This window comes from Ruegeria sp. ABD4_443, assembly GCF_056160865.1.
On record NZ_JBSWYA010000023.1, the window covers coordinates 1 to 610 of the forward strand.

Annotated in this window: 1 pseudogene; it reads right to left on the reverse strand. The window is 55.9% G+C overall.

Features of this window, described 5'->3' with window-relative positions:
• Positions 1-525 (reverse strand): annotated as a pseudogene (locus ACXAG8_RS18500) (transposase); the annotation flags it as partial.
• Positions 526-610: the final 85 nt, after the last annotated feature.

The following is a 610-nucleotide window of genomic DNA, read 5'->3' on the forward strand; positions in this document are numbered from 1 at the left end:
CAAGCGCATCGATCCCGCCTTCGACCCAACGCGCATACCAATCGTAGTAGGTGCTACTGGGGATGCCAATCATCGTCAGCGTCTGCTTAACCGGCAGGTGCGAGGCTTCCACCGTGCGGATGATCTCAAGCTTCTCAGAGGCTGGGTATCTCATTCTTCGAACTCCCCATCCCCGATCATGCTTTTTTTGAGCAGACGGTTCTCAAGCGTCAGCTCGGCAACCACTTCCTTCAGGGCCGCCGATTCCGATCGCAGTTCCTTGACTTCAGGGGATGTCGCTTGTCGCGCCGTGTCACCCGCCTGCCGGTTCTTCCCAGCTTCGAGGAATTCCTTTGACCAAGAGTAATACAGGCTTTCCGCAATTCCCTCGCGGCGGCACAGCGCAGCGATACTCTCCTCGCCCCGAAGGCCCGCCAGGACGATCCTGATCTTCTCTTCAGCCGAGTAATGCTTCCGCGTCTTCCGTTTAATGCCCCTGACCAACTTGTCAGCGGCATCCTTCGATGTTCCGGATTTCTTGTTCATCTTCGCTCCATAATGGCTTCGATGAACCAGAAATCCTCCGTTGTTCAAACCCCTAAATTTGTCCGGTGGGCGCTGACGTCAGACA